This is a genomic window from Gordonia effusa NBRC 100432 (assembly GCF_000241305.1).
Classification (GTDB): Bacteria; Actinomycetota; Actinomycetes; order Mycobacteriales; family Mycobacteriaceae; genus Gordonia; species Gordonia effusa.
This window is the reverse complement of record NZ_BAEH01000037.1, coordinates 1-26,022: the sequence shown is the minus strand read 5'-3', so window position 1 is coordinate 26,022 and position 26,022 is coordinate 1. Positions and strand designations below refer to the sequence as shown.

Sequence of the window (26,022 nt, the reverse complement as noted above, 5' to 3'; positions counted from 1 at the left end):
CACAGCACTAGACTTCGTAATCATGACCGACGCGATCACCATCCCCGCTAACCTCCTGCCGGCCGACGGTCGTTTTGGCTGCGGCCCATCAAAAGTCCGCCCGGAACAATTGCAATCTCTCGTAGACACCGGCGCATCGGTCTTCGGCACCAGTCATCGTCAGGCTCCGGTCAAGAATGTCGTCGGCGACATCCGGTCCGGTCTCGCCGACCTATTCTCACTGCCCGACGGTTACGAGGTTGTGCTGTCCAACGGTGGTACCACCGCATTCTGGGATGCGGCGGCATTCGGTCTCATCAAGGAACGTTCGCTGCACCTGACCTACGGCGAGTTCTCGTCGAAATTCGCCAGCGTCGCCAAAAAGGCGCCCTTCCTGGCTGACCCCACAGTGATTTCCACCGACCCGGGCACCGCGCCCGATCCGGCGGCGATCACCGCCGAACAGGCCGCCGACGTCGACCTGATCGGCTGGGCCCACAACGAGACTTCGACCGGCGCCGCGGTTCCGGTCCTGCGGCCCGCTGCCGCCGGTGACGCGCTGGTCGCCATCGACGCGACATCGGGCGCCGGTGGGCTGCCGGTCAACGTCACCGACGCCGACGTCTATTACTTCGCACCGCAGAAGTGCTTCGCCTCCGACGGCGGCATCTGGGTGGCGTTGATGAGTCCCAAGGCGCTGGCCCGCGTCGAAGAGGTCGCGGCCAGCGGACGCTGGTGCCCCGAATTCCTATCGCTACCAACCGCTGTCGACAACAGCAGCAAGAACCAGACCTACAACACCCCGGCCGTCGCGTCACTGCTGCTGTTCGCGAATCAGATCGAATGGATGAACAGCAACGGCGGCCTCGACTGGTGCACCGCGCGGACCGCCGAGTCCAGCTCGCGGCTCTACAACTGGGCGCTGGCGAGTGACTTCGCGACTCCGTTCGTCGACGAGCCTCATCGCAGTCAGGTTGTCGGCACTATCGACTTCGTCGAAGACGTGGATGCCGCGGCGGTCGCAAAAGTGTTGCGCGCCAACGGCGTCGTCGACACCGAGCCATACCGCAAACTCGGCCGCAATCAGCTGCGCATCGGCATGTTCCCGGCGATCGAGCCCGACGACATCAGCGCGCTGACCGCCAGCATCGACTATGTCGTCGGCCAGCTGTAACTCGCGTATCATTGGGAACTTCCGTCACCGACTAGTCCTGAACTGCGGTTTTCCGCGTGTCGGCATCGTGATGCGCGCTGGATGTGCACTACCGTGGACGACAATGCGTCATCCGAAACCGTCAGGAGGAGCAGATGCGTGAGCTTCGCGTCATCAGCGTTGAGGCCGACGGCACTCATGTCGTCGTGCAGGACGATGAGACCAAAGAGAAGTTCCGCATCCGCGCCGATGACCGCTTACGGGCAGCCGCGCGCGGCGATCTTTCCCGGCTCGGTCAGATTCAGATAGAGATGGAGTCGTCGCTGCGACCACGCGAGATTCAGGCGCGTATCCGCGCGGGCGCGACCATCGAAGAAGTCGCCGCGGTCGCCGGAGTCTCGCCCGACCGCGTCGAACGTTTCGCGCACCCGGTGCTACTCGAACGCGCTCGCGCGGCCGAACTTGCCGCGCTCGCTCACCCTATTCGGGAGGACGGACCGGCGGTCGCGACGCTCGGTGAAGTCGTCGACTCCGCCCTGGCCGCTCGCGGCCAAAGCGCGGCCGCCACCGAATGGGACACGTGGAAGGGCGACGACGGCTTCTGGGTAGTGCAGGTCCGCTGGCAGGTCGGCCGCACCGACAACTATGCGCACTGGCGGTTCCATCCGGGCGCGCACGGCGGCACCGCCGACCCACTCGACGAGCTAGCCGATGAGCTGACCGACCCCGAAGCCGTTGCGATGCAACGACGTCGCCTCGCGCCGGTCTCGGTACCGCAGATGTCGCGGCCGGCCCATTCGCGAACGGTGGCCGAGTCGGTCACCGTCGACGCGGGTTCGGTTATCGGCGGGCCGCGGCACGCCAACGAGGATGAAACCAACGGCCTGACCGACGACGTCATCGACGCGCAAATAGTCGATGATGCCGACCACGCCGACGCCGAACCGACAGCCGAATTCGACGGATCTACCGAAGAGACTTTGCAACTCGGCTTCAGCGTGGTCGGCGAGAAGCCAGACCGCGCGGAGAAGGAGCCCCCTGCGGCCCGCGACAACGCGGATGCGGCCGACGACGGCAAGCCACGGCGCCGTAAGCAGCGCAAACCGTCCGTGCCCGCGTGGGAAGATGTACTACTCGGAGTCCGTAGCAACCCCAACAGCTAAGGTCATTCTTTGTGTCCAACCGCGCGCTGACCCTATGGCTTATCGACGATGACGACCCGACCGCGCTCTTGCGTGGACCACTTCATAACGACGTCGCGCGGGCTCGAGCGCTCGCGGACCGCATCTACGGCGATGCCGTCACGCTTGTTCCGGTCGCCGCGACCAATCTCGCCGCCGCGATGTCAGCCGGCGATTCCCACGCCTATGTCGGATCATTCGGGTCCGCGTCAGTAATCTCGAGTCCGCTATTCGCGAGTCGGGAGCCCTCGACGCTCACCAAGACGGTGACATCGCTGGCGCCGGCCAAGGTGGCAACGCTGCTCCACACCGAGCCGGTCGAATCCGTTGGCGTGTTCGCGCGGTGGGAGGATGGCGAACTTCGACGCAGCTTCTCGGCCAATCCCATTGACATCTATGAGGATTCGGGCCTCCCGTTTGTGTTCGAGTCCCCATTCTGGGGTGGTGAATTTCCTCTGCAGTATGCCGAAGGTGTTGCGCCCCAACCGCTTGCGCTCCCATTCCATCCCGCGCAACTGGCCGAACACGCTAATCGGGAATGGCTCGGGTTTCGGTTCACGCCACCCGCGGCCGACGGCGACGTGGATCCCTCGCGAATCCCGGTGACCGCGTTCGCAATTCATCCGGCTGACTACCAACCGACCCCCGACGACGAACGGGCGTACGCGGCGAGCCGTGCGGCCGCCTATCCCGTCGCCCCGACGCCGGGTGGTCAGAAACCGTCAGCGCCCGCCGACGCACACGAGGGCGGTGGTTCACCGGAAGCACCGGCTGACGCACCGAAGGGCGGCCGCGTACGTCGTTACTTCGGTTTCGGCTCCAAAGACTAGGCGCCTAGAGCACCTGCGACAGGAACTGCTGCAGCCGGTCGCTACTCGGGTCGTCGAAGATCTTCTCCGGCGTACCGGATTCGACGACCTGACCGTGGTCCATAAAGACGACGTCGTCGGAAACTGTTCGAGCGAAACCCATTTCGTGAGTAACCACGATCATCGACATACCACCCTTGGCTAGGTCGGCCATCAATGCGAGGACACCCTTGACCAGTTCGGGGTCCAGCGCCGATGTCGCCTCGTCGAAGAACATCACCTGAGGTTCCATCGCCAGCGCGCGCGCGATCGCGACACGCTGCTGCTGACCGCCGGACAGATTGCCCGGACGCGAATCCGCTTTAGCGGCAAGGCCAACCGTCTCGAGTTGCTCGATGGCCAGTGCACGCGCCTGCTCCTTCGACAGACCGCGCAGTTTGCGTGGACCGAGTGCGATGTTGTCCGCGACAGTGCGATGCGGGAACAAGTTGAAGTGCTGGAACACCATTCCGATTCGCTGACGCAACTCGTCGGGGTTGTCTTTCAGTACCGAACGGCCATCGACGATGATGTCGCCCTGCTGCGGCTCGTGCAATCTGTTCAGCACTCGCAACAGAGTCGACTTACCTGAGCCGGACGGTCCGATCACGGTGGTGGTCTTCCCGGCGTCAACGTTGATATCGACCCCGCGCAGCACCTTGTTGGGGCCAAACGCCAGGTGAAGTCCGTTGCCCTGCAACGACACTGACTGTTTGGCCACAGCCGCCTTCTTCTTCTGATCGGTAGGCACGGACGTCATCCCTTCTCGACGACGAGGTCGGCTTCGACCGGGTCAAGCGTCTCACGCTTACCCGTCCTCAACCGCTTGTCGATGTAGTTGACGAGGTGCGTCAACGGAATAGTGAGGATCAGGTACACCAGACCGGCGGCGACCAGCGGGGAGAGATTACCGGTCTGCGCGTTGAGATCTCGGCCAACGGCGAATAGTTCCCGCTGAGTGACCAGCAGACCGAGGAAGTAAATCAGCGACGAATCCTTGATCAGCGCGATGAACTGATTCATCAACGCGGGCAACACCCTTCGCACACCTTGCGGGATGACGACCAGCGCCATCGACTGTCGGTAACTGAAGCCGATGGCGCGCGACGCCTCCAGCTGGCCGGATTCCACACTCTGAATACCGGAGCGGAAGATCTCGCCGATATACGCGGCGGCCATCAACGCCAGGGCAACCGCACCAAGCCAATACGGGTTGTTGTCGGTAAATCCGCTGACTATTGGTCCGACACCGAGGCCGACGATCAGGATGATCACCACTGCCGGTAGTCCACGGAAGATGTCGGTATAGACGCGCGCCGGCCACCGCAGCCACCGCGTCCGCGAAATGCCGGCCACGGCGAGCAACATGCCCAAGATAGTGCCGAGCACCCCGGACACCAGCGCGAGAATCAGCGTGTTGGGCAGACCGGTCTTGAACAGATCTGGCAGCGCCTTGCGGTAGAGGTCCCAATTGAAGAACGTGTCGCCGAGCTGTTCCAGCGTCGACTTGGGTGCCGCGACTGCTTCGGTTTTGTTCTGCGCGTTGGCTTTCGCGATCTCGGCGAAGTCAGGGAGTTTCGGTGCGGGCGCCGCTTTGGAGCCCGGCTTCCAGCCCTCGGGCAGGACCCGAGGCACCCAGTTCGCGTACAACTTGGCGTACGTACCGTCGGCGATAACGGCGTCGAGGCCCGAGTTCAGTGCGTCGATCAGCGCTCGGTTGCCCTTGTTCACCGCCCAACCGACAAAGTTGTTGACGCTGAACGTATTTTGCACGATCGAGGTGGGATCGCCAGGCTTGATCGCTCCCTCGGCCTGCTGCGAAGGTGCCACCCACGCGTCGATCTGGCCACTCTTGAGGTTCGCGTACGCGGTGGCGTAGTCAGGGAATTTCACCGCCGACAAGTGCAGGGTGTTCTGTACGTAGTCGTCTTGGACCGTGCCCTGGACGACACCGATCCGAACATTGGGTTTGAGATCGCCGAATCCCTTGATATTTCCGCCATTTGGCGCGACGAGGGAGAAGTAGCCGAAGTCGTAACCATTGGTGAACCCGACCGTCTTGCGGCGATCGTCGGTCGTGGTGATCGACGACGACCCCACATCGAACCGCTTGTTGGCGACCTGGGAGAGCAAACCCGCGAACTCGGTGCCAGAGAACTCAACCTGCAAACCAAGCTTGGCACCGACGGCTTTGAGCAGTTCATTATCGAATCCGGTGAATTTGCCCGACGAATCGACGCAGATACTCGGTGGCGCGTCCGACAGGGTCCCGACCGACAGTTTGCCGGCGGTCAGCAGACCTAGCGCGTTCTTGTCGATCTGATCGAGCGGTTTAGTCGTCGGTGTGGTGTATTTGTCTTCGGCCGCACTTCCCGACGCGGCGTCGAGGTTAGTCGGAGCCGCCGCTGCCGACCCGACACCGGGCGGCGCACACAGGTCGGTGCTGGCCGTGTCGTCGCTCGATCCGCAGGCGGCGAGGAGCAACGCGAAGAGCGCGCCAATGAGGGTAAGGACTGCGAGTCGACGAGCCCGCCGGGGGCGGGGCGTCGCAGGGCCTGCTGGAGGCACACGGGTAGCCATAGGTAGTGACCCTAACGGTGCGCGAGGCTTTAAGCCGACTTTCGCTCACCCGTGCATAAAAGCCAGTACGGCTGCCGAACTTAACCCTGCCAATAGCCCGAGCAGCGTCCCCCAGGCAATCCAGCGCCACACCGCCTTGACCCGGAGCTCCCACAACGTACTGGCCAAGCCGACGGCGACGATCGCCACCGACGCCACCGCGGCGAGTTCGCTGAAGGAATCGATCAGCTCGAAGATGCCGACGAGGACGCCGGTGGAGAAGATGAGCATGATGGCCGCGACGGTGAGCCCCAGCACCCAGGGTGTGGGTTCGCGTCGTGTCGATTCCCGCGCGAGTTCCAGGCTCACATCCTTCAGTGTGCCCCAGGACACAGTCCGCGGCCGGCATCTCGCGGCTGTTGTCACCAGATTGTTGTGATCGCCGTCACTATGGGGTTGTCACTCGCCCTGCGTTAGCCGGACTCGCTCATAGAACGAGATCGCCGCGGCCGTAGCCACATTGAGCGAATCGGTGCCCCGACTCATCGGGATACGAGCCCGAATATCGCTGGCACGCATAGCCGTTTCACTGAGCCCGGGCCCCTCGGCGCCGACGAGGAACGCCACTCGCTCGGCATCGACCGCCTGCGCCAGCGGCAGCGCAGTCGGTTCCGGTGTCAGTGAGACTGTCCGAAAACCATTGTCGCGCAACAGTTCGAGTTCACGCGGCCACGCAGGCAACATCGCGAAAGGCACTAGCAGGACATGTCCCATCGACACCCGCACACTGCGCCGGTAGAGCGGATCGGCAGTGCCAGCGCCGAAGAGCACCGCATCGACACCCAGGCCCGCGCCATTACGGAAGATGCTGCCAATGTTCTCGTGATCGTTGACACCCTCCAAGACCGCGATTGTGCGCGCCTGTGCGACGATCTCAGCCGGATCGAGCGGTTCGGGACGCCGAGCGACGCCGAGGACCCCACGATTGAGATGAAAGCCGACAACGGTCGCCATGACGTCGGCACTCGCCCGATAGAACGGGACGGCTCCGGGATCGTCGGTGATATCCATCCCGCCCGGACCGCTTAACTCGGTGAGCCGCTTGTCGACACCGAGAAATCCATGCGGCTCGAATCTCGACGAGATCATGCGCTGAACAACCAATACCCCCTCGGCGATGACCAGCCCCTTGCCGATCCGCCCACCGGGCAGCACTGGCAGATCGGGTCGGCGGTCGACGGAGTTGAGGTCACGAAAGTCGTCGACACGCGGATCGTCCGGGTCGGCGATGTCGATGACGGTGACCGCCAGTCGCGGGGAGGTGAGCATGGGATGAGGATAATTGGTTGGCACGCCGACGAGGGTTGGCAATACTGTGGACTATATGGCCGACCTGACTATGCGACCCGCCACCGACGCCGACTGGGAAGATATCGTCGCTGCCGACGCACGCGCCTTCGCGATGACCGAACCGATCGATGATGTTGCGCGCGAAGAGATTTCGAAATTGCTCACCAACGACGCCATGCGCGTGGTGCGCGACCGATCACTTCCGTCGGAACCACTAGTCGGGTTCAGTACCTACTACCGAATGCGCATTACCCCACCCGGTGGCACGCCGACGCCCGCCGCCGGACTGACCTGGGTCTCAGTCGCAGCGACCCATCGGCGCCAGGGCATCCTGCGCATGATGCTCACCGAACTTACCGAGCAATGGCGGGCCGAGGGGTATCCGTTTGCGATCCTCACCGCGACCGAGGCGACTATCTACGAACGGTTCGGCTTCGGCGTCGCGGCGTTCGCCGATCACGTAGCGATACCGACCGGCACGGGTTGGCGAGACGACGAAACGACCCGGGGCACCACCTTCTACGCGACGGCACAGCAAGCCGCACAACTGATTCCGGAGATCCACACCCGCTGGGCGGCCCAGCATCCCGGCGCCATTACCCGCGTATCGGACTGGTGGGCACCAATTTTCGCCGACCGCCCCGCCGAACGCAGAGCCAACCACACACAAATGTTCTATCTCCTGCACGCCGACGGTTACGCGATGTACCGGCTCCACCGGGTGAGCAGCGGCATCCCGGAAGTAGAGGTTGTCGAGATCGTCGCCGTGACCGACGACGCCCATTCCGCCCTGTGGCGGGTGCTGACCAGCTTGGACCGTACCAGCACGGTCAACGTCGTACTCCCCGCCGACGACCCCCTTCGGTGGAAACTCAGCGATTTTCGATCGGTTCGGCGGGTATCCAAGGATGACACCCTCTGGGTGCATATCCTCGACATCCCCGCCGCGTTGGCCGGTCGGCGATACGCCGCCGATACGAGCATGGTCTTGGCGGTAACCGATGACTTCGGCTGCGCCGGTGGACGATTCGCGCTTGCCATCGACGAGGGGCGTGCGACGGTCGCCCGGTCCGATGCGGCCGCCGACATCACCCTCTCGCTACCAACTCTGGGCAGCCTGTACTTCGGCGGCTGTCGGGCAACTGATTTCGCCCGTGCTGGACGAATCGACGGCAGCGCCGATAGTATTGCGGCACTTGACGCGGCCTTCGCTACCGGGCGGGTCCCGGCGACGGGAACCTTCTTCTAAGACGGCCTTACAGCGGGCCGATGCCCCGCTAGATCCCCGAACGATGGGTGGCCGGTTGGCGTACCGCCCGCACCGGCCCCTGGTTGTCTTCGCCGGCGATGATCGCACCGATGAGTCCGACGGCCTTACGCAAGGTTTCGCGATCGTCGGGAGTCAACTCATTGAGCCGATCACTGAGCCATTCCTTGCGGGCGGCGAATTCCGCGGCGACCACTTCGACACCGTCCGGCGAGACGTTGACGATGGCCTGGCGCCCGTCGGACGGGTGGGGCTGACGTTCCACCATGCCGAGATCGGCCAGCGACGCGATTACGCGTGTCATCGACGGCGGTTGAACACGTTCCGCAGCGGCCAAGGCTCCCGGCGACATCGGGCCCTCTTGGTACAGCGTCGCCAACGCTGACAGCTGAGTGAGAGATACCAATCCGCTCGTTCGACGTCCGCGTAACCGGCGTGCGAACCGAACAACCGCGAGTGACAGGTCCCCGGCGAGGCTTCCATCGGGTATGGCGTCAACACTCTTCAATGCATCGTTCACTTGATTAGCGTAGATCAAGTTTTGGCAAACTTACGAAATTCCGCGAGACCGCCGGGCTGAAGTTGGTCCAAACAGGCCAGAAATATTTAGTTCAACAAATCAGAAATTGGCCCACGCGCGAAATACAATACGAAAATCACGGCAACTCCCCACAGGAGCGGATGCACTGTCCGCCACTTTCCCTTCGCCGTCGCGAGGACGACCCAGGCGATGAAACCGAGACCGATGCCGTTGGCGATCGAATAGGTGAACGGCATCGCCACGATGGTCAGGAAGGCAGGCAGCGCATATTCGAATTTGGTGAAATCAATGCTTCTGACCTGCCCGATCATCAACGCGCCGACGACGACGAGAGCGGGTGAAACCGCCTCGAGCGGAACGATCTCGTAGAGCGGTGTGAAGAACATCGCCACGAGGAACAGCACCCCGGTCACCACATTGGCCAGGCCGGTACGCGCCCCCTCGGCGATACCCGACGCCGACTCCACAAAGACGGTATTCGACGACGCCGAACCCACACCACCGGCGATAGCACCGGTCCCCTCGACAACCAACGCCTTGCCGATGTCGGGCAGGTTGCCCTTCTCGTCCGCCAGGCCGCCCTCTTTGCCAAGTCCGGTCATGGTGCCCATCGCGTCGAAGAAATTCGACAGCACGAGCGCGAAGACCAACACCGACGCCGAAAGCACACCAATCCGCGTAAATGCACCAAACAGGTCGACGTCGCCGACCAGGCTCAAATTCGGCAAACTGCCCAGAGAGCTAGGCAACTCGGGTACCGACAGATTCCAGCCGTGCGTATTGTCTCGGCTCGATCCGATACCCGTTGTCGCCTCGATGATGATCGAGATGACAGTGGTGATGACGATCCCGATTAGCAGTCCGCCGGGCACCTTGCGAACCATCAGGACACCCATCAGCAGGACCCCGATCGCGAAGATCAAGGTCGGATAGGTCGCGATCGAATTGTCGATCCCCAATTGGACCGGCACCGTGGTCTTCGCGGCATCCGGTATCCGCTTGACGAATCCAGCGTCGACAAAGCCGATGAACGCGATAAAGCAGCCGATACCGGCGGCGATCGCCGCTTTGAGTTCGTCGGGGACCGCGTTGAAGACAGCGGTGCGAAATCCGGTGACGGCCAGCAGCACGATGATGATGCCGTCGACGACGACCAAGCCCATCGCCTCGGGCCAAGTCACCTGTGGCGCAACGGAAACCGCCAGCAGACTGTTGATGCCCAGGCCTGTTGCGATGGCGAATGGATATCGCGCGACCATCCCGAAGACGATTGTCATCACACCGGCGACCAACGCCGTAACGGCGGCGACCTGGGCTAGCGGCAACACGTTGCCCAGTACGTCCGCGTTCTTGGGTTCGCCGGGGATGCCGCCGATGATGATCGGGTTGAGCACGACGATATAGGCCATCGTGAAGAAGGTGACGACGCCGCCGCGTGCCTCGCGCGCGAAGGTCGAACCTCGTTCGGTGATCTTGAAATAGCGGTCGACGGCGTTGACCGATTGCGTCTGAGGTGTGTCCGGCTGCTCGCCTGGCTGCTGATCTGCCACGAAGAGAAGTTAACCTGATGCAATGAGCGACGCAGCGGATCAGGTACCCCAACTCCCGGCAGCGCTGCGTGCGCCGGAGCCGGTGATCATCGCCGGAATGGTTGGTTGGCTGGTCGCGACCATCGTCGTATGGGCTGCCGGTATCGGTGACGAGCGATTGTTGCGGGTCTGCTGGGTCGGACTCGCGGTCGGCGTGTTGGGTACGACGATCTTCCTCGTGCAGCGCGCCGGAGTGCGCCGCGGCTCCAAAGGCGCCCAGGAGGGCCTGGAGTAGTTACGACTGCCGGTCCTGCCGGTCGACGACAGGCGGTCGCCACCGCCGCCACAGCGCCACACAGAGCGCCAACCAAACGGCACCGATAGCCCAGCCGGCGAGAACGTCGGTCAGCCAATGGACGCCGAGATAGATGCGGCTCATGCCGATCAGCAGCGCGAGAACCGGCGCGACGGCGAGAACCCACCAGTGCTCGCGGATCCATCGACTGAGGTGGAACGCGGCGATAGCGAATAGTCCGTAACATATCGTGCTCATCATCGCGTGCCCGGACGGGAACGAATGAGTGCTGATGTCGAGGAGACGGTCGGGTTCCGGCGGGCGCTCACGTCCAAAAATCGCTTTGAGCGCGACCATCAGTAAATAGCCCAGCAGTGCGCCCGCCCCGACGAACACCGCGGTCGAGTAGTGGCGACGAACCGACAGACCGCAGACGACCGCGACGGCGATGATTGTGAGCGGAATCGTGTTGCCGAAAAAAGTCACCGTGTGCGACACCGTGATCCACGGCTCAGATCGTCGTTCGGTCACCCATCGGTAGACGTCGACGTCGACGGTGGTCTGTTCGAGAATCACAGCGCCGCCGAGCTACTTGGCCAACGAGCGGCCGATGACCAGGCGCTGAATCTGGTTGGTGCCCTCGAAGATCTGGGTGATCTTGGCTTCGCGCATAAGTCGTTCGACGCGGAAGTCGCGGGTATAGCCGTAGCCGCCGAGTACCTGAACCGCGTCGGTGGTCACCTTCATCGCGGCGTCGGTCGCGACAAGTTTCGCGGTTGCGGCCGCCCGCGAGTAGTCGAGTCCGGCGTCGCGGCGACGGGCCGCGTCCAGATAGGTGGCACGAGCGGAGTCGACCGCGGCAGCCATGTCGGCGAGCAGGAAACTTAACCCCTGGTGGTCGATGATCTTGCGGCCGAATGTTTCTCGCTCCTTCGCGTAGGCGACGGCCTCGTCGAGCGCCGACTGTGCGAGTCCGGTAGCCACCGCGGCGATGCCCAGTCGGCCCGAATCCAAGGCGGAGAAGGCAATTCGCAAGCCGTCGCCTTCGGATCCGAGCAAGCGGTCGTCGGCGACGAAGGCGTTTTCGTAGGTTGCCGACGTCGTGGGGACCGCGTGCAGCCCCATCTTCTCCTCGGGTTTACCGAAAGTGAGGCCATCGGTGCCACGAGCGACGAGGAAGCATGAGATGGCCTTGGAGCCAGCTGCTTTCGAATCGGTCCGGGCGAAGAGGTTGTAGTGATCGGCGATGCCGCCGTGAGTAATCCACGCTTTGGCGCCGTTGATCGTGTAGCCGCCGTCTCCAGCGGTAGCCTTGCAGGCAAGGGCTGCCGCGTCCGATCCGGCCTGCGGCTCGGACAGACTGTAGGCGCCAATCAGCTTGCCGTTCAACATATCTGGCAGCCAACGCGTCTTCTGTTCGGTGCTGCCAAAGTAGAACAGTGGATGACAGGCCAGTCCGTGAACACTGACCGCGACCGCGACCGCCGCCCAGCGCGCGGCGAGTTCCTCGAGAACCTGGAGGTAGACCTCGTAAGGTTGCCCACCACCGTCCCATTCGGTGGGATACGGGAGGCCGAGGAGACCCGCGGCGCCCAGTTCGGCGAATAGGCCATCCGGATACGTTTCGGCCTTCTCATGCGCGTCAACGATCGGCGCCATCCGCTTGTCGGCGATATCGCGGGTCAGCTCGATCAGTGCATGTGCTTCGTCGTTGGGCAGTAGACGTTCGACGGGCATCGCGGCCTCCAGTTAGTCTTTATTAACTAGGACATCATAGTAAAACGCTGCAGGTGTGTCACTCCCGCGTCATCGACCCACCAGGAAACATCGACGTCACGCGTCGATTCGTCGTCCCGGACCCGCACCGTGAGGCGATCGTGCAGGCGAACCTCGCCATGCGGGACCTCCGCGCCGCGCTGGGCGACAAAGGACAGCGCAGCCACACTCGACGCCCACGTCGTCACGTCGCCGGGCGCGGTGATTTCTACCGCCAGCCCCTCGGACGCCAACCGTAGGTCGAAGGCATCGGCGATGGTTTGGGCGGCCGCCTGTTCGACTGGCACGGTGACCACGACGGCGATTGCCGGGTCGATAACTTGCAGCAGCCAGGGCCGGTCCACAACCAGCGCGCTCTCCCCAACGACGCCACCGTCGAAGGCACGCACAGCTATCGGATCCAGCTCGGCTAGCTCGTTGTCATCGACAACCGAATCCGAGATTGCTTGCGCCAGAGCGCAATAGGCTCGGATCGACTGCCCGGGCGACACCGTGCGCGCCGCGTCCCCAAGACCTTCGACGATGGCTAGCGCGGTAGCCTGCCCGCGCACCGGCAATTGCCCCAGGGCCGCGCCGAATACGTCTGCGTTCGGGTGATCCAGCGCATCAAGGACCTCGTCCAGGTCAACGTCGCCCGGCGCCCGCCACCGGGCTAGTTCGCGGCCATCGATCCGGGCGAATGTCCGCAGCCACCAACAGGTATAGCCGTCGGCGTCGACCAGGGTGGCGGCGATGCGGGGGTCGTCGGCCAATAGACTCAGCGCGTCACGCCATCGGTCCTCGGCAACTAAATCCAGATCACGGACGGCCCACAGTTCGGCAGGTTGCGTCGCGAGTCCATCCCACCACTGCTCTTCGTCGGGCAGATCGTGGTCGGGGCCTGTCGGCAGGTCGTCGTGAAGTAGGCAGAATCCCCACCCGACGCCGAGCCGCCGCAGTGCGTCGACGCCATAGCGCTCGACGAGGTCGCCATCGACCATCCCGAATGGCGAATCCGCCACCAGCACAGTGGCCAGCGGACTGTCGGGCAACAGCAGTTCGTCGGCACGCGCCAGCTCACCGTCTGCGTCGCGGATCGGCAAGCCCGCAAGCCATTCCGGGATCCCGGCGTGCGGATCGGCGGCGATCAGAGCCAGCACGTCGGCGGCGAGTGCATCGGCTTTGTCGTCGAAATCGAGGTCATCGAGCGCATCGTCGAGCGCTTCGACTGCTGCGCGCAACGAATCCGCCGACAACATGTCCGAAACCGAAACCGGCAGCGCCCCTAGCCGTTCCAACAACGGATGCACCGCGCCGTCGGCTACCGTCGGCAACCAGCCAACTCCAGACACCCCCGGTGCCGGGAGGTACAGACCACGCGCACCGAAGTTCATCCGCCCATCAGCACGCGGAATAGGCAGTGCGCCAAGGTCTTCGACGTCGTGTGCCGAACCGACATACGGCGACAATGCCTCGTAGAGTCGTTGCCACCAGTCCGCCGGTTGGTTTACCGCCGCGAGTTCGGCAGCAAGGTCGGCCAGCGAGATCGCGGTGGCGCCGACCGTCCGCAGCCGCGCCATCATGCGGGTCTCGGACAGTTCAGGCGTGACGAGGTTGGCGAGGACCTGTCCGGTGAGTTCACCGAGATCGGTTGAGACATCGGGGAATACCAGCGCGGCCTCGCCGGCGACGTCCGCGTCCTCACCGTCTTCGACATACGCGCGCGGCAACCAGCGCTGTGTTCGCAAGCGGGCAGTGACCGCTTCGCGTAGCGCGGCATCAACGTCATTGCAGGCGAGTCCGGCCGCGGGTATCAGTGCCGCACGGTGAGCCGGCGCGACCGCGCGCACCAGCTCGATGAAACCGACTGCGGCAACGGCGATGTCGGTCCCCGGATAGAGCTGTCTCCGGTCCGGAGTGACGGCAACCGAGGCGATACAACGCGCGGGCAACGACAATCCGATGTCGGTCTCGGTGGGTGCGCGCAGGAAGTCTGTGACGTAGGGGCGCGGCACCCCGTCGACCGTCTCGACCAGCCAGCGGTTCCCCGGCGCACCGTCTCGCCCACCCGATCGCGCGGTGGCCTGGAGCCAGCACCGCGAATTACCTTGTCCCGCATGGAGAGTGATTTCGTCGATACCCGGCGCGAGATTTCTCCGCCGACGAGTCGTAGTCATGTCAGCGACCGAAATCTGTTCCAGCGCGGGCAATTCGAGTAGAAGGTCGGCGACGCTCGAGGACATCGTGTCGAGCAGTGCCGCGGCGTCGACGTCATCCCGCAGATGTAGTACCACCGCGGTATCGAATCCGTCCGGCGGTGGGACGTCGGATGGCCAGGCCATTCGGAGCAACGGCGCGTCGACGGCATCGACACTGAGCGCAGACCTGTTCCGGTCGAAAACGATCGACCCGGTGCCCGAACGTATTTCGACGATATCGGCCACCGTCGCCACCGCCGAGAACCCGACGCCGAACCGTCCGACCAATGCCGCCGATTCATCGGCACCGGAATGTTTGGGCGACACTCGCACGGCCAACAGTGATGCGACGCCGGCCGAACTCAAGTCGGCGCCGGTATTGGCGACCACGAGCGTGCGCTCGTCGTCGAGCCAGATACTCAGGCGCCCCGCGATATCGGCGGCAGTGGCGGCATCGGCGGCGTTGGCGGCAAGTTCGATGAGTAGGCGATCGCGATAACCGATGGCGGCAAGATCATGCTCGGTCGCGATATCCTCGGCGAGGCGAGTCGGCGACGACTGCCAGGCCGACAGCGTCGAATCCCGAAGTGCCGCAAGGCCGAACGGGTCGTTAGCTAACGCTGGATCGACCACCCTAGGACGTCAAGACACGCCGGATGCGGCGTCGGCGACTATTTCCACCACACCGTCGTCGTAGGCTTCGAATGCCGGCGACCCCTCGCCGGACGGACCGACGACGTCGGAGTGTGCGCCGCAACCGTATTCGGCCGAGACGATCCGTCCGTCGGCGGCGAACTCGTTGGTACACGCACCGAACGCGGCTCGCAGCGAACCGGCGAGAGGCGCGTAGAAACCGCAACTCGCACAGTGATACCGCGCCGCCAGCGCCATCTCCGAGCTTGGGCCGAAGGGGCCGTCGAACCAGCGCTGCGCCGCGTCGGCACGACCGCTCGCACTGAGCACCCGCTTACGACCGAGGCCGAGTTCGCCGGCGACCGAGGCGATATCGTCCGGGTCGACTTGCTCGGACTCGAATCGGAATTCGTCGCCAGTGTCGATCTGATTGGGTACCAGCCGCGGATCATCGGCAGGTGCGGCGAGTAGATCGCCAGGCGACATATCGCCGGACTGGATTCGCTCGATCCACGGCACCCAACTCGGCGCCAGCAGCGCGCCGTTGCTTGGCAGCAGCGCTACCTCACTGACCGTGACGTCGTCGGAGTCGGGCACCCCGGCCACCACGACGCACCACTGCCAGCCCTGGTAGCCCGGAACGTCGGCAGCGAAGTAGTGCGCGACCGCGCACTCCCCCTCGACCGTCGACACGAGATGGCGCCCCGGCCGTTGGCCGTCGGCGATCAGCGCATCACGCGCGACATCGACGGCCGCGGTCAATCGGTCATTCGCTAGCACAGAACTCACGCCATCCAGTGTGCAATATCCGCTCCGGAAAGGCACATCGCACCTGCCGATAGTCGTTCCGGATCGCCGGGCAACCGTGGGGCAACGCCCCCTTGTCAGCGGGATAGGGAACAATTGACTTCTGTGAACGCACGCAATGGGCGGGGACGGCCCAATCAGCATCCGGGAGCGGCGAACTATCCGCCCGATGCCCCGACGCGTGCGACCCGTGGCAGACGTCAGGGGCCCCCAGCCGAACCCGATGCGGGCCACCGATCACCATCCGGCCGCGACGCGTACCGCACGCCGCGCACGCATAATCCGCATCTCCCGCCGCTCGATGACGCGACCGAGCAGATCAACTCCACGCGGGCGATGCCGAATACGGCGAAAGAATCCGCGGTTCCGGGGCCCAAGAAGATCACCGTCACCCGGGTCGCGGCCGCACGCGGACGTGAACTGACCAATCGCGGCATCGGCAAGATCCATCAGGCGGTCACCGCCGATGGCGCCGACCGGTCCGGGCTGGCCGCGTTGACGCTGCCGGTCATCGCCAATGCCGCGGTCGACGCCGCGATGACGGTGGCGCTGGCCAACACCCTGTTCTTCGCCGCGGCGTCGGGCGAATCCAAAACCAGCGTCGGACTGTATCTGCTGTTGACCATCGCGCCCTTCGCGCTGATCGCGCCGCTGATCGGTCCCCTCCTGGACAAGCTGCAGCATGGCCGCCGGATCGCGATGGCGGCCACCTTCGGTGTGCGCGTGGTGCTCGCACTGCTGATCATCTCGAATTACACCTGGGACGGTGCGAGTGGTCAGGTTTCCTACGACCCCTGGGTGCTCTACCCGTGTGCGCTCGGTCTGTTGGTGTTATCCAAGTCATTCGGTGTGCTGAAATCCGCGGTTACCCCCCGGGTGCTGCCGCCGACCATCGACCTGGTGCGCGTCAATTCCCGGCTCACCACCTTCGGCTTAATTGGCGGCACCCTGATCGGCGGAGCGGTAGCCGGGATTTTCGAGCTACTGCTGGCGAAGGCTCTGCCGATCCACGTTCCCGGCGCACTGCTGTGGCTGGCGGTCGTCGCCTGCGCGGGCGCCTATCTGTGCATGCGTATCCCCAAGTGGGTGGAGAGCACCGAGGGGGAAATCCCCACCACGATCACCTACCACGGCGAACCCGCCGCGACCGTGCCGCGGCAACGCTCGGAGGCCGGCGGCGGTAAGAAATTCTCGGCCACCGCGATCGCTCGAACGATGCGCCAGCCGCTGGGCCGCAAGGTCGTCGCCGGCCTGTGGGGCAACGGCACGATTCGTATTCTCACCGGATTTCTCACGTTGTTCATCGCGTTCTACGCGAAATCCAATCAGAGTGGCGAGTCCAGTTGGGCTCAACTCCTGATGCTCGGCGCGGTGGGCGGCGCGGCCGGCGTCGGCAATCTCATCGGTAACGGTGTCGGCACCAGGCTGCAACTCAAGAATCCGCCGGCGATCGTCGTATGGGCTACCGCGTCGTGTTTCGTGGTAGCCGTGCTCGCTGCCATATTCGGCAGTGTGCTGGTGGCCGCGATCGCCGCGCTCGTGGCGTCGGGCACCAGCGCGATCGGCAAAGTCTGCTTGGACTCGTCGATTCAAACCGATCTGCCCGAGGAATCGCGGGCATCGGCATTCGGTCGTTCCGAGACCGTCCTGCAACTGTCGTGGGTCCTCGGGGCGTCGCTCGGCGTACTTCTGCCGCCGAATCTCACGGTCGGGTTCGGCGTGGCGGCAGCACTCATCGGGGTCGGACTGTTGCAGACGGTGTTGACCACTCGCGGTAGCACCATGATCCCCGGCTTCGGCGGCAATCGCCCCGACATCGCCGCGCCGACCGGCGGCATCGAAGTACCACCGCACGTCCAGCACGCCCGCGCGCAAGCGCCCAGGCCGTCGGATACTCCACAGCGCGCCCCCGGGGGCAATCCCGCCCGACGCCCCGGCCCAACGTCGGCGCCGACGCGCGCACACCACCCGGCACCAACGGATCCACCGCCACATCGAGGACGATCGTGAATTTCACCGCAGCGGAAAAGAAGACCCTGGCCATTCTCGCGGCGATCGCCCTGCTGTTCGGCGCGATCGTCGTCGGCGGCGCGGCATCGTTGGCGCACAACACCGAGTCCGATCATCGGCCGTATATGCAGATCGCCGTCGGCGACGAGCTGACCCGGGTGTATCCGATCGTGTGGTGCGATGTGCTGATGCGCGAATGCGATCCGCCGCTGCGTAGCAAGTCGACGCGAACCAAGTCGCATGTTCCGGTCAACGTCGGGCAAACGGCGTTAGTGTCGGTGTCGGCTGAGATCGCCGACAGTCCGTGGGCGTTGATCGCCGAGTACTACACACCTCGCGGCATCACCCGAGACGAACCCGTCTATCGCAGCGGAACGCAATACACCGTGGCATTGCATTCGACGCTCGACCGCACTCTTATCAACGTCGAGATCCAAGCACCGTCGGCCGTGAACACCGACCAAGGCTTCGTCGTGCGTGGATTCCTGGCCGCCGACACCACCCCGAAGCGAGAAACCGCCGAGCAGTAATCCTGCTCGGCGGTCAGTCTCGAAGGCTCGTCGACGTCTAGTGTTCGAGTTCGCGAGCGACGGCCCGCACGACCTCGGAAATGCGCTGTGCGGTCTTGCGATCGGGGTAGCGCCCCTGTCGCAGATCGGGTTGCACCTTGCTCTCCAACAAGGTGATCAAATCGGCGACCATCCCGTGTAGCTCGTCGGGCGAATGTCGTTTCACCGCAGCCTCTTTGCGTGCCGCATCGCGGCTGTTCTTCACGACGCTCGGCGCGGATTCCAAGATCTTGACGGTGAGCGCCTGCGGTCCACGACGCCCCGCCGCCATCCCGAACTCGACGCGCTGGCCGGGCTTGAGCCCCTCGACGCCGTCGGGCAACGCCGACGACCGGACGTAGACGTCCTCGCCATCCTGCTGCGACAAGAAGCCGAAACCCTTGTCCGTGTCGTACCACTTCACCTTGCCGGTAGGCACCGTGCTCACCCTTAATCTGTGCTTGATCACTCCCGCAGCCCGATCGACCTGCGGGACCTTCACGACAAACGCGCCCTGACCCATGACAATGAGCAAAGGCGCGTCGTGTGCGAACCAGTCTATCCAATGTCATTGGGTTCGGTCACCCCGGTTTACGCATCGCCCCTCTCGACCACCAGCAGATGCGCTCGCGTGCACTACCGTTGATTTCATGCGCTCCGAGGGCCCCAACCGAATACTGTTGCTATCCATCGCGCTCTTCGTGATCGGGCTGGTCGCGATAGTCGCCCTATTCGTGACGCCACTCGTCGCCGACGGCCGGACCGCACCAACCCTCGTCTATGTGCTGACCATGTGCGCACCCGCCGGATTTGTAATCTCCGTGATCGCAACCGTCACGGCGAGCCGCCCAGCAAAATCCACCGACAAGAAACGGCGTTCGGCATGACCGCAGATTCGGCTCAACTGTCCCTAACCCCCACCACTGACGGCACCAGTCTTCGACAGGCCTACAGCGCTTTCCCATCGGGTGTGGTGGCGGTGTGTTGTCGGCTCGACGGCGCGTTGGTCGGCATGGCCGCGAGTGCGTTCAGCACCGTCTCACTCGACCCGCCACTGGTCTCGCTGTGCGTACAAAACACGTCGACGACGTGGCCGCGTTTGCGTGGCGTCACGTCGATCGGCGTGAGTGTGTTCTCCAGCGAGCAAGCGGCGCTATGCAAACAGTTAGCCGGACCGGCCGAACATCGCTTCGACGGCATCGAGCCGCTGCACGCCGGCGACGAAGCTGTCTTCATTCCGAAAGCGGCCGCGTCACTGTCCTGCAGTTTGTATAACGAGATCCCGGCGGGCGATCACACGCTCGTCCTCTTGCGTATCGATGCCCTGCATGCCGACCCCGGCGTTGAGCCTCTGGTATTCCACGCGAGTTCGTTCCGAGCGTTAGAGGTCCGCAAGAGCGTGTCGCAAGCCACCTAGGCCCTGTGACGTTTGTCACATCACGACTGCATAACGGAACGGCTACGAACCGGGCATCAGTAGCGTGAGCAGGAATAACGACCAGACGACGCGATACCCCTGAAAAAACCCTGAAAAATCAGTTGCGTCGCTGGGGTGATCCACCCGCCGGAAAGCCGTAGGGTTCAAGGCGACCACCAGCCAGGTTGTCACCCAGACCTAAAAACGAATCAGCTGGCCGCGCCGAGCCTTGTTCCGCCAGCTGGGTCGCACAACTGCAATTCAGGAACAAGGACGGGGGACCCATTCTCCCGTGAGACCCGGTTCTGATGTATCACACGGATAACACCGCGTGTTACGACAGTTCCTTGGGGTGTAGCTCCGCGAACGACTTCCAGTCGCTAGCGGGGCCGGGCAACCTCTCGCTCGAACCCGACAGCTGACTTCGTAGGCGCGTGGAGAGAGGAATACACACATGTCCGGACGTCACCGCAAGCCGACTTCCACCACCACGACCAAGACCTTCGCGAAGGTCGCCCTCACCGGAGCTGTTCTCGGTGGCGGAGCGGCTATGTTGAGCGCCGGTAACGCCAGTGCCGCAACCGATTCCGAATGGAATCAGGTCGCAGCCTGCGAGTCCGGCGGCAACTGGGCGATCAATACCGGCAATGGCTACCAGGGTGGCCTGCAGTTCAGCCCGAGCACCTGGGCCGCACACGGCGGCACCCAGTACGCCCCCACCGCCGACCAGGCGACTCGCGAGCAGCAGATCGCCATCGCCGAGCGGGTCCTCGCGACCCAGGGCAACGGCGCATGGCCGACCTGTGGCGGTGTCCTCTCGGGCCCGACCAAGCGCGACGCACCGACGACCCTTCCGTCGAACCTGAAGCCGAAGTCCGACAAGGCCGCCCCGCAGAACTCGCTGAAAGCCTCGCCGAACGCCAAGGACACCACCGAGGTGAAGAAGCAGGTTGACGACGCCATCAGCAAGGCGGACAAGAAGGGCACCGTTAATCCCGCGGTGAAGAACCTGTGGGAAGCCGCCAAGAACAGTGGTTACGAGCTCGACAAGGGTCAGCTCGACTTCTACAACAAGAACAAGTCGCTGCTGCCTCTCCCCTGATTGACTGAGCGCCCAAAGACAACGGGCCGCCCCAAAGACAAAGGGCCCCGCACGAGGTTTTCACCCGTGCGGGGCCCTTCTCCAATTCTTTAGCCCACCAACCAGATTGTTGGCGTCCGCGTTCTGAGCGGCACCGAGGGCAATCTCCCCTCGCAGCGGCTCAGTCCCCTGTTCTGCGCGATTCTTCTAGCGGTTGACGACGGTGTTGGACTGCACGAACGGCAGATCCTCGACCGGGAGCGGAAACTCCGTACTTCCGAACGGGGACAACGCACCCGAGACGTTGGCGGCGAATTCCGAAACGGCATGCTCGCCGTCGGCGTTCGGCCAACCGTTGTCGACATATTTACTCTTGGCAGCCGCTGCTGCAGGTTCCTTATCAGCCACGTCGGTTATTGTGCCATGCGCTCGGTAAGTAAGGTTGATCGAATGAGTGTGAAGCGGTCGGCGGCGGTGATTCGGTGACGCCCAAATCGCTCGCAGCCGAACTCGCCGATCGCTCCGACGACGAGTTGGCGCTGCTCTTGGCCGCCCGCCCGGACCTCGCCTCACCACCGCCGCAGGGCTCCGGCGTGCTGGCCCAGCGCGCCCTGTCATCGGCCTCCATCACGCTGGTCGGCGATACGTTGGATCTGTTGGCGGTGGCCGTTCTCGACGTCGTAGCGACTGCCGACAAGCCGCCGACGGCGGCCGCGGTCACTAAGACCCTCGCGGGTCGAGCCGATGCGGCCGACATCGCTGATCGAATCACGCTGCTAACCCAACGCGCACTGCTCTGGACCGATGGCCGGCGACTCGTCGCACCGGCCCATGCCCCCTCGGCGATGCCGTGGCAGGGCCGGCATATCACCGCACCGACGGCGTCACGTACGCCGGAGCAATGGCGCACCGAACTCGACCAACTCTCGCAGCAACAGACCTCGTTGCTCACGACCCTGTCGCAGGGGCCGCCGCTGGGCCGCAGCCGCGACGCCGCGCCCGGCGCCGACTCGTCGCTGCCGGTCCCGACGTTGTTGGCCAAAGGCCTGCTGGCCCGCATCGATGACCAAACCGTCGAGATCACGCCGGTCGTCCGTCAGATCCTGCGCGACGAACCGTTGCTGCGCCTGGACGACCTGCGGCCACCGTCGTTGACGCCAACGGGCACCGAATCACGATTCACCCTCGCCGACGTCGACGCAGCGGCTGGCGGCGAAGCCCTCGAATTGATCCGGCACGCAACGCTGATTCTGCACTTGCTCGGCGAGACACCGGCGGCCGTGCTCCGATCGGGCGCGATGGGTATCCGCGAGTTGCGCCGGCTGGCCAAAGTCACCGGCCTGTCGCTAACCCGCGTTGGACTGATCGTCGAACTCCTCGGCTATCTGCGGTTCGTCGACGCCGGATACCCCGACCCGGCACCGACCGTCGGGTCTGACGATTTCGCTTGGGCGCCAACACATGCGGCCGATGGATGGCTGCGTCAAAGTACCGAACGACAATGGCAGGTGATACTGGCGACCTGGTTGCGGATGCCGCGCCGCGCCTGGCTGGTCGGTCAGCCCGACCGCGATGGCAACGCACTGCCCGCATTGTCGACGGAGGTCTACGACGGCCAGGCGGCCACCCTGCGGATGACCATCCTGACCGCACTCGCCGACGCCGTGCCGGGCACTAGCGTGTCGATCGATGACCTGACCGCGTACCTGCTGTGGCGTCATCCTCGCCGACTGCGTCAGTTCACCCGTGCGCTTATCTCCGAAAACATCAGGGAAGCAACGGAATTGGGATTGGTGGCGCACAACGCGCTGAGCAGCGTAGGGCGCGCGGCTCTCGTCGCGCCGCCCGCCGAGTCCGATGCCGCGATTTCGTCGGCGATCGACATCTCCCTGCCCAAACCGGTGGATCACTTCCTCACCCAGGCTGACCTCACGCTGGTCGTTCCCGGTCCGATGACACATGATCTCGCCGATCAGGTCGAGTTGGTCGCCGACCTCGAATCTGGCGGCGCCGCTTCGGTTTACCGAGTCACCGAGGCTAGCGTGCGGCGCGCGCTCGACGCCGGACGCAGCGGCGCCGAACTCGTCGCGATGTTCACCACGCACTCGTCAACGCCCGTGCCACAGGCACTTACCTATTTGATCGACGATGTCGCCCGACGTCACGGCAGCCTTCGGGTCGGTATCGCTTCGGCATTCGTCCGCTGCGAAGACCCCGCGACGATGGCCGAGGTCCTACGCAGTAGTGCCGCCGAAACCCTTGCGCTGCGGGCACTCGCGCCGACCGTCGCGGTGTCGGGCGCCTCGGTGCGCGATGTCATCGACGAGTTACGCAGCGCCGGGTTTACCCCAGCGGGCGAGGATTCCTCAGGTGCCCTCGTCGATCTGCGACCGCAGGGCAGCCGCATTCGCGACACCCGCGCGCCGCGGCAGGTCGATCCACGACGCCCCGCCCCGACACCGGCACAACTCAAACAGATCGTCGCGCGGATCCGCTCGGCCGACCGCGCCAGCGCGACGCCGCGCAAGACATCGTCATCGCCGGTGCGTGCCAGCGGCAGTGGTGAATCCGCGGTCGCGCTCATCCAGTTGGCACTGCGTACCGCCCGGCAGTTGCGGATCGACTACGTCGACGCGCACGGAAGCGCCAGCCGCCATATCGTGCGCCCACGGCTGCTCGGCGCGGGACAACTCGTCGCCGCCGACGTCGCCACCGACGAGGAACAGCATTTCTCATTGCATCGGGTGACCAGTATCGAATTACTCGACGAAAAGTAGATGCCTGCGGCCCGCACCTAACAGGCCCGCGGCCCGGCACCTAACAGGCTCGCGGCCCCGCACCTGACAACCGTGCGGACCCGCACCTGACAACACCGCCTCGCACCTGGACAATGGATCGAGTGACTGATGGACCGTTGATCGTGCAATCGGATAAGACTCTCCTGTTGGAGGTCGATCACCCCGACGCTGGCGCCGCCCGAGCCGCGATCGCCCCGTTCGCCGAGCTCGAACGCGCACCCGAACATGTGCATACCTACCGGGTGACGCCGCTGGCCCTGTGGAACGCACGCGCCGCCGGCCACGACGCCGAACAGGTCGTCGACGCGCTGGTCACCTTCTCGCGGTACGCGGTGCCGCAGCCGCTGCTGATGGATGTCGTCGACACGATGGGCCGATTCGGTCGACTCCAGTTGGTCAAACATCCCGCGCACGGCTTGACACTCGTCAGCTTCGACCGCGCGGTACTGGAGGAGATTCTGCGGCACAAGAAGGTGTCGCCGATGCTCGGTGAACGCCTCGACGAGGACACCGTCGTTGTGCACCCGTCCGAGCGCGGACGTCTCAAGCAGGTGCTACTCAAGGTCGGATGGCCGGCCGAGGACCTGGCGGGCTATGTCGATGGCGAAGCGCACCCCATCGCCCTGGCTCAAGACGACTGGCACTTGCGCGACTACCAGGCGCTGGCGGCCGAATCGTTCTGGGCCGGCGGTTCGGGCGTCGTCGTGCTGCCGTGTGGCGCGGGTAAGACGATGGTCGGCGCCGCGGCGATGGCACAGGCGTCGGCGACCACATTGATCCTGGTCACCAATACCGTCGCCGGCCGGCAGTGGAAACGAGAACTGATCGCGCGCACCTCGCTCACCGAGGAGGAGATCGGCGAATATTCCGGCGAGCGCAAGGAGATTCGTCCGGTCACCATCGCCACCTATCAGGTGATGACCCGAAAGTCGAAGGGCGAGTACAAGAATCTCGATCTCTTCGACTCCCGCGACTGGGGACTGATCATCTACGACGAGGTACATCTGTTGCCCGCGCCGGTATTTCGGATGACCGCCGACCTCCAATCCCGACGTCGGCTCGGACTCACCGCGACACTCGTCCGCGAGGACGGGCGCGAAGGCGATGTGTTCAGTCTGATCGGACCCAAGCGTTACGACGCGCCGTGGAAAGACATTGAGGCACAAGGCTGGATCGCCCCTGCCGACTGCATCGAGGTACGAGTCACGCTCACCGACGACGAACGTCTCCAATACGCGGTGGCCGAGCCGGAAGAGAAATACAAGCTGTGCTCGACAGCGCATACCAAAGTCAACGTCGTCAAAGCGATCCTCGATCGGCACCGTGATGCCCCGACTCTCGTCATCGGCGCCTATATCGATCAGCTGGAAGAACTCGGAGAAGCGTTGGGCGCGCCGGTGATTCAGGGCTCGACGAAGAATAAGGACCGGGAAGTCCTCTTCGATCAGTTCCGCTCCGGCGAGATCCAGACGCTGGTCGTGTCGAAAGTCGCCAACTTCTCCATCGATCTCCCCGAAGCGTCGGTTGCCGTCCAGGTGTCGGGCACCTTCGGGTCGCGGCAGGAAGAGGCACAGCGACTCGGGCGACTGTTACGGCCGAAACGCGATGGCGGACAAGCACATTTCTATTCGGTGGTCTCCCGAGACACCCTCGACGCCGACTACGCGGCGCACCGCCAGCGCTTCCTCGCCGAACAGGGCTATGCCTACCGGATTACCGACGCCGACGACCTATTGGGGCCGACGATCGGCGAACAAGCGTAGCGGCGTCAGACCTTTTCGAGGCAGTAGCCGATGACCTTCGGTTGCTCGTAGTTCACGGCAAGTTGGCCGGCACCACAGCTCGCGGCGCTGTCAGATCGACTGACGACCTTATATGCCACAGCGCCGTCCGTTGGGGTTGAGCCACAATCGATCCGACGATATACCGCAATATTCGACGGATTGATTTGATAGCAACTATCTTGCGCGAGGTTCAGTGCGAGACACAACTTTGAATCCGAGCCCGGAAAAGTCATGTGCGAATAGTTTTCGGTAGCGCAGTCGGCCGTTTTCCCAACCGCACCGGCCGCAT

General features: G+C 64.1%; 24 protein-coding genes and 1 riboswitch. Of the genes, 12 read left to right on the top strand and 12 right to left on the bottom strand.

The window, feature by feature from the left end:
• The first annotated feature begins 22 nt into the window (after positions 1 to 22).
• The 3 genes from serC (at position 23) to GOEFS_RS06285 (ending at position 3,143) form a co-directional block, all read left to right on the top strand.
• The gene (gene serC / locus GOEFS_RS06295; RefSeq protein WP_040524596.1) at positions 23 to 1,153 is read left to right on the top strand and encodes a phosphoserine transaminase; all 1,131 of its coding nucleotides are present in this window, start codon (positions 23 to 25) and stop codon (positions 1,151 to 1,153) included.
• A 134-nt stretch (positions 1,154 to 1,287) separates the two neighbouring features.
• Positions 1,288 to 2,295, top strand: a complete 1,008-nt coding sequence (gene sepH, locus GOEFS_RS06290; RefSeq protein WP_007317058.1) for a septation protein SepH — start codon at positions 1,288 to 1,290, stop codon at positions 2,293 to 2,295.
• An 11-nt stretch (positions 2,296 to 2,306) separates the two neighbouring features.
• Positions 2,307 to 3,143 carry a DUF6928 family protein gene (locus tag GOEFS_RS06285; protein ID WP_007317057.1) on the top strand — a complete coding sequence of 279 codons (837 nt, stop codon included), beginning with the start codon at positions 2,307 to 2,309 and terminating at the stop codon, positions 3,141 to 3,143.
• Between the two features lie 4 nt (positions 3,144 to 3,147).
• Here the strand turns inward: GOEFS_RS06285 and GOEFS_RS06280 are convergent, their stop codons facing one another.
• The 4 genes from GOEFS_RS06280 to GOEFS_RS06265 all read right to left on the bottom strand — a co-directional run bounded on the left by GOEFS_RS06280 (position 3,148) and on the right by GOEFS_RS06265 (position 7,049).
• Positions 3,148 to 3,921: an amino acid ABC transporter ATP-binding protein gene (locus GOEFS_RS06280; protein ID WP_050949802.1), complete on the bottom strand. Its 774-nt coding sequence runs from the start codon at positions 3,919 to 3,921 to the stop codon at positions 3,148 to 3,150.
• Positions 3,918 to 5,741, bottom strand: coding sequence for an ABC transporter substrate-binding protein/permease (locus GOEFS_RS06275; protein WP_007317055.1), 1,824 nt, complete (start codon positions 5,739 to 5,741; stop codon positions 3,918 to 3,920). The genes GOEFS_RS06280 and GOEFS_RS06275 overlap by 4 nt, the downstream gene beginning before the upstream one ends.
• Before the next feature lie 45 nt (positions 5,742 to 5,786).
• Positions 5,787 to 6,089: a DUF2537 domain-containing protein gene (locus GOEFS_RS06270; protein ID WP_245549777.1), complete on the bottom strand. Its 303-nt coding sequence runs from the start codon at positions 6,087 to 6,089 to the stop codon at positions 5,787 to 5,789.
• Positions 6,090 to 6,179: 90 nt separating this feature from the next.
• Positions 6,180 to 7,049, bottom strand: coding sequence for a TrmH family RNA methyltransferase (locus GOEFS_RS06265; RefSeq protein ID WP_007317053.1), 870 nt, complete (start codon positions 7,047 to 7,049; stop codon positions 6,180 to 6,182).
• 55 nt (positions 7,050 to 7,104) lie between these two features.
• Here GOEFS_RS06265 and GOEFS_RS06260 point away from each other — a divergent pair, with 55 nt between their 5' ends.
• Complete coding sequence (locus GOEFS_RS06260; RefSeq protein WP_040524599.1) at positions 7,105 to 8,319, top strand: GNAT family N-acetyltransferase; 1,215 nt, start codon at positions 7,105 to 7,107, stop codon at positions 8,317 to 8,319.
• 28 nt (positions 8,320 to 8,347) lie between these two features.
• On the opposite strand, the gene GOEFS_RS06255 is transcribed toward GOEFS_RS06260, so the two are convergent.
• The gene (locus GOEFS_RS06255) at positions 8,348 to 8,857 is read right to left on the bottom strand and encodes a MarR family transcriptional regulator (protein WP_245549776.1); all 510 of its coding nucleotides are present in this window, start codon (positions 8,855 to 8,857) and stop codon (positions 8,348 to 8,350) included.
• Between the two features lie 86 nt (positions 8,858 to 8,943).
• Positions 8,944 to 10,428 carry an NCS2 family permease gene (locus tag GOEFS_RS06250; protein ID WP_007317050.1) on the bottom strand — a complete coding sequence of 495 codons (1,485 nt, stop codon included), beginning with the start codon at positions 10,426 to 10,428 and terminating at the stop codon, positions 8,944 to 8,946.
• A 22-nt stretch (positions 10,429 to 10,450) separates the two neighbouring features.
• Between GOEFS_RS06250 and GOEFS_RS06245 the strand changes: the two genes are divergently transcribed.
• Positions 10,451 to 10,702: a DUF2530 domain-containing protein gene (locus GOEFS_RS06245; RefSeq protein WP_007317049.1), complete on the top strand. Its 252-nt coding sequence runs from the start codon at positions 10,451 to 10,453 to the stop codon at positions 10,700 to 10,702.
• Here GOEFS_RS06245 and GOEFS_RS06240 read toward each other — a convergent pair whose 3' ends face one another.
• The 4 genes from GOEFS_RS06240 to GOEFS_RS06225 are packed head-to-tail and all read right to left on the bottom strand — an operon-like array spanning position 10,703 to position 16,068.
• Positions 10,703 to 11,278, bottom strand: coding sequence for a phosphatase PAP2 family protein (locus GOEFS_RS06240; RefSeq protein ID WP_007317048.1), 576 nt, complete (start codon positions 11,276 to 11,278; stop codon positions 10,703 to 10,705).
• A gap of 12 nt (positions 11,279 to 11,290) precedes the next feature.
• Positions 11,291 to 12,439 carry an acyl-CoA dehydrogenase family protein gene (locus tag GOEFS_RS06235; protein WP_007317047.1) on the bottom strand — a complete coding sequence of 383 codons (1,149 nt, stop codon included), beginning with the start codon at positions 12,437 to 12,439 and terminating at the stop codon, positions 11,291 to 11,293.
• A 26-nt stretch (positions 12,440 to 12,465) separates the two neighbouring features.
• A complete protein-coding gene (locus tag GOEFS_RS06230; protein WP_007317046.1) occupies positions 12,466 to 15,288 on the bottom strand; it encodes a sacsin N-terminal ATP-binding-like domain-containing protein in 2,823 nt (940 codons plus the stop codon).
• 9 nt (positions 15,289 to 15,297) lie between these two features.
• Positions 15,298 to 16,068, bottom strand: a complete 771-nt coding sequence (locus tag GOEFS_RS06225; RefSeq protein ID WP_007317045.1) for a DUF3027 domain-containing protein — start codon at positions 16,066 to 16,068, stop codon at positions 15,298 to 15,300.
• Between the two features lie 123 nt (positions 16,069 to 16,191).
• Here GOEFS_RS06225 and GOEFS_RS06220 point away from each other — a divergent pair, with 123 nt between their 5' ends.
• On the top strand, positions 16,192 to 18,105 hold the full coding sequence (locus GOEFS_RS06220; protein ID WP_007317044.1) for an MFS transporter: 1,914 nt from the start codon (positions 16,192 to 16,194) through the stop codon (positions 18,103 to 18,105).
• Positions 18,102 to 18,635 carry a DUF2771 family protein gene (locus GOEFS_RS06215; RefSeq protein WP_007317043.1) on the top strand — a complete coding sequence of 178 codons (534 nt, stop codon included), beginning with the start codon at positions 18,102 to 18,104 and terminating at the stop codon, positions 18,633 to 18,635. The genes GOEFS_RS06220 and GOEFS_RS06215 overlap by 4 nt, the downstream gene beginning before the upstream one ends.
• 37 nt (positions 18,636 to 18,672) lie before the next feature.
• Here GOEFS_RS06215 and GOEFS_RS06210 read toward each other — a convergent pair whose 3' ends face one another.
• A complete protein-coding gene (locus GOEFS_RS06210; RefSeq protein WP_040524597.1) occupies positions 18,673 to 19,092 on the bottom strand; it encodes a cold-shock protein in 420 nt (139 codons plus the stop codon).
• Positions 19,093 to 19,303: 211 nt separating this feature from the next.
• On the opposite strand from GOEFS_RS06210, the gene GOEFS_RS06205 reads away from it, so the two are divergent.
• The 3 genes from GOEFS_RS06205 (at position 19,304) to GOEFS_RS06195 (ending at position 21,172) form a co-directional block, all read left to right on the top strand.
• Positions 19,304 to 19,540, top strand: a complete 237-nt coding sequence (locus GOEFS_RS06205) for a hypothetical protein (protein ID WP_007317041.1) — start codon at positions 19,304 to 19,306, stop codon at positions 19,538 to 19,540.
• A complete protein-coding gene (locus GOEFS_RS06200; protein ID WP_007317040.1) occupies positions 19,537 to 20,070 on the top strand; it encodes a flavin reductase family protein in 534 nt (177 codons plus the stop codon). The genes GOEFS_RS06205 and GOEFS_RS06200 overlap by 4 nt, the downstream gene beginning before the upstream one ends.
• 237 nt (positions 20,071 to 20,307) lie before the next feature.
• Positions 20,308 to 20,519, top strand: a riboswitch (cyclic di-AMP (ydaO/yuaA leader).
• 5 nt (positions 20,520 to 20,524) lie between these two features.
• On the top strand, positions 20,525 to 21,172 hold the full coding sequence (locus GOEFS_RS06195) for a transglycosylase family protein (protein WP_007317039.1): 648 nt from the start codon (positions 20,525 to 20,527) through the stop codon (positions 21,170 to 21,172).
• Positions 21,173 to 21,358: 186 nt separating this feature from the next.
• Here the strand turns inward: GOEFS_RS06195 and GOEFS_RS06190 are convergent, their stop codons facing one another.
• The gene (locus GOEFS_RS06190; RefSeq protein ID WP_007317038.1) at positions 21,359 to 21,559 is read right to left on the bottom strand and encodes a hypothetical protein; all 201 of its coding nucleotides are present in this window, start codon (positions 21,557 to 21,559) and stop codon (positions 21,359 to 21,361) included.
• Positions 21,560 to 21,633: 74 nt separating this feature from the next.
• Between GOEFS_RS06190 and GOEFS_RS06185 the strand changes: the two genes are divergently transcribed.
• Positions 21,634 to 23,928, top strand: a complete 2,295-nt coding sequence (locus tag GOEFS_RS06185) for a helicase-associated domain-containing protein (protein ID WP_007317037.1) — start codon at positions 21,634 to 21,636, stop codon at positions 23,926 to 23,928.
• A gap of 122 nt (positions 23,929 to 24,050) precedes the next feature.
• Positions 24,051 to 25,712 carry a DNA repair helicase XPB gene (locus GOEFS_RS06180; RefSeq protein WP_373278186.1) on the top strand — a complete coding sequence of 554 codons (1,662 nt, stop codon included), beginning with the start codon at positions 24,051 to 24,053 and terminating at the stop codon, positions 25,710 to 25,712.
• Positions 25,713 to 26,022 lie beyond the last annotated feature (310 nt).